Annotated in this window: 2 protein-coding genes; both read right to left on the bottom strand. The window is 73.1% G+C overall.

Annotated features, from left to right (window positions below):
* Window positions 1–277: 277 nt before the first annotated feature.
* Window positions 278–835, bottom strand: coding sequence for a PadR family transcriptional regulator (locus tag CCN29_RS32715; protein ID WP_086686135.1), 558 nt, complete (start codon window positions 833–835; stop codon window positions 278–280).
* A gap of 32 nt (window positions 836–867) precedes the next feature.
* Window positions 868–2,883 (bottom strand): NADPH-dependent 2,4-dienoyl-CoA reductase, encoded by a 2,016-nt coding sequence (locus CCN29_RS32710; protein ID WP_086686133.1) that lies wholly within the window; start codon window positions 2,881–2,883, stop codon window positions 868–870.
* Window positions 2,884–2,957: the final 74 nt, after the last annotated feature.

Raw genomic sequence — 2,957 nt, 5'->3', positions numbered from 1 at the left:
ACGGCGGTGGCGCGGCGGCGCCCTGGTCGGCGCCGGCGTCCTCGGCACTGTCTGGTACCTGCGCCGCCGCGGCACGGCCCGCCCCGGCCACCTCTAGACCGGCGCCGGCCGCCACACGTCCGACGCGCTCCGGCCAGGCGGCCGCCGCCACCCCCGCGCCCCGCAAGGGGCGCGGGGAACTCATCTTCCGGGGCCCTCCTGATCGCGGCCTGCCGCGAACGCCCTCAGGGGCGCGGGGAACTGCGCGACCGGCCCCCACCCACCCGCACCCGGGCGACTACTCCTGCCGCCCCTGCCCCTCCGGCATACCGGCGACCTCCGCCACCGCGTGATCGAGCCACTGCGTCCAGAAGGTCTCCAGATCGATCCCCGCCCGCAGCACAAGGTGCCGCAACCGATCCTCCGCCCCACCCTTCCCGGGAGGGAAATCCCGCCGCTCGATCTCCCGGTACATCTCCAACTGCCGCGCGTGCAGCTCCCGGTGGCGCCGGAGGTCCGTCTCCAGCCCCTCCGTCCCCACCACCGCCGCGGCGCGCAGCCGCAGCAGCAGCGCGTCCCGCTGCGGCTTCGGGTCCTGGGACGCGGCCGTCCAGCGGGCCAGCTCCTCCCGGCCCGCCTCCAGCACCTCGTACACCTTCTTCTGCCCGCGCGCGGGCTGTTCCGCGGGGAGGGCCCTGATCAGGCCCTCCCCTTCCAGCTTCCCCAGCTCGCGATAGATCTGCTGATGCGTCGCGGACCAGAAGTAGCCGATCGACCGGTCGAAGCGGCGGGTCAGCTCCAGCCCGGACGACGGCTTCTCGAGCAGGGCGGTGAGGATCGCGTGCGGGAGTGACATGCCGCTCATCCTAGGGACGGGCCGCGTCGCCCTCAGAGGGCCGCCGCGAGCTCCGTGCCCTGCTTGATGGCCCGCTTGGCGTCCAGCTCCGCCGCCACGTCGGCGCCGCCGATGAGGTGGACGGGGCGTCCGGCGGCGACCAGCTCCTCGTAGAGGTCCCGGCGCGGTTCCTGGCCGGTGCACAGCACGACGGTGTCGACCTCGAGGACGGTGCTCTCGTCGCCGACGGTGACGTGCAGTCCGGCGTCGTCGATCCGGTCGTAGCGGACGCCGGGGACCATGGTGACGCCACGGTGGCGCAGTTCGGTGCGGTGGATCCACCCGGTGGTCTTGCCGAGTCCGGCGCCGACCTTGGAGGTCTTGCGCTGGAGCAGGTGGACGGTGCGCACCGGGGCGGGCCGCTCGGGGGCGGCGAGGCCGCCGGGCGCGCGGTAGTCGAGGTCGACGCCCCACTGGCGGAAGTACGTCTCGGGGTCCTCGTGCGCCTTGTCGCCGCCGTCGGTGAGGTACTCGGCGACGTCGAAGCCGATGCCGCCGGCGCCGAGGATCGCGACGCGGTCGCCGACGGGCGCGCCGTCGCGCAGCACGTCGAGGTAGCCGACGACGCTCGGGTGGTCGACGCCGGGGATGTCGGGGACGCGGGGGGTGACGCCGGTGGCGACCACTACCTCGTCGTGGTCACCGACGTCGGCGGCGGTGACGCGCGTGTCGAGGCGCACGTCGACGGCCAGCTCGGCGAGGCGGGTGCGGAAGTACCGCAGGGTCTCGTCGAACTCCTGCTTGCCGGGGACCTTGCGGGCGACGTTCAGCTGCCCGCCTATCTCGCCCGCGGCGTCGAACAGCGTGACCTCGTGGCCGCGTTCGGCGGCGCTCACCGCGCAGGCCAGTCCGGCCGGCCCCGCGCCGACGACGGCGACGCGCTTGCGGCGGCGGGTCGGGGAGAGCACCAGCTCGGTCTCGTGGCAGGCGCGCGGGTTCACCAGGCAGGAGGTGATCCGGCCGCTGAAGGTGTGGTCGAGGCAGGCCTGGTTGCAGCCGATGCAGGTGTTGATCGCCTCGGGGCGGCCGTCGGCGGCCTTGGCCACGAAGTCGGGGTCGGCGAGCATCGGGCGGGCCATGGACACCATGTCGGCGGTGCCGTCCGCGAGCAGCTGCTCGGCCAGCTCGGGGGTGTTGATGCGGTTGGTGGTGACCAGGGGGACGGACACCTCGCCCATGAGGCGCTTGGTGACCCAGGTGTAGGCGCCGCGCGGGACGGAGGTGGCGATGGTGGGGATGCGGGCCTCGTGCCAGCCGATGCCGGTGTTGATGATCGTGGCGCCGGCGGACTCGACGGCCTTGGCGAGGGTGATCACCTCGTCGAGGGTGGAGCCGCCGGGCACCAGGTCGAGCATGGAGAGCCGGTAGATCAGGATGAAGTCGTCGCCGACCGCCTCGCGGACGCGGCGGACGATCTCGACCGGGAAGCGCATGCGGTTCTCGTAGGAGCCGCCCCAGCGGTCGGTGCGGTGGTTGGTCTGGCGGGCGATGAACTCGTTGATGAGGTAGCCCTCGGAGCCCATGATCTCGACGCCGTCGTAGCCGGCCTGCCGGGCGAGGCGGGCGGCGCGCACGTAGTCGTCGATGGTCCGCTCGACGTCGGCGTCGGTCAGTTCGCGCGGCACGAAGGGGCTGATGGGCGCCTGGACGGGGCTGGGGGCGACCAGGTCCTGGTGGTAGGCGTAACGGCCGAAGTGCAGGATCTGGAGGGCGATGCGGCCGCCTTCGCGGTGGACGGCGGCGGTGACGACCCGGTGCTGCTCGGCCTCCTCGTCGGTGGTGAGCCTGGCGCCGCCCTCGTAGGGGCGTCCCTCGTCGTTGGGGGCGATGCCGCCGGTGACGATGAGGCCCACGCCGCCGCGGGCGCGGGCGGCGTAGAACTCGGCCATGCGGGAGAAGCCGCCCTCGGCCTCCTCGAGACCGACGTGCATGGAACCCATGAGGACGCGGTTGGGCAGCGTGGTGAAGCCCAGGTCCAGCGGGGTCAGCAGGTGGGGGTAACGGCTCATCTGGCCCTCCGTGCGCGGTGTGGTGCCTGTAGTTGTAGGGCACGCGCACCGGCTTGTGCAACTAGTTGCACAAT

The sequence above is a fragment of the Streptomyces pseudogriseolus genome (assembly GCA_002154585.1).
GTDB classification, from domain to species: domain Bacteria; phylum Actinomycetota; class Actinomycetes; order Streptomycetales; family Streptomycetaceae; genus Streptomyces; species Streptomyces pseudogriseolus.
Note: the sequence above shows the minus strand (reverse complement) of the source record. Positions and strands in the feature narration are given on the sequence as shown.

Excerpts from the sequence above, each read along its gene's own strand:
- CCN29_RS32715 (WP_086686135.1), bottom strand. The coding sequence starts at position 835 with ATGTCACTCCCGCACGCGATCCTCACCGCCCTGCTCGAGAAGCCGTCG.
- CCN29_RS32710 (WP_086686133.1), bottom strand. The coding sequence starts at position 2,883 with ATGAGCCGTTACCCCCACCTGCTGACCCCGCTGGACCTGGGCTTCACC.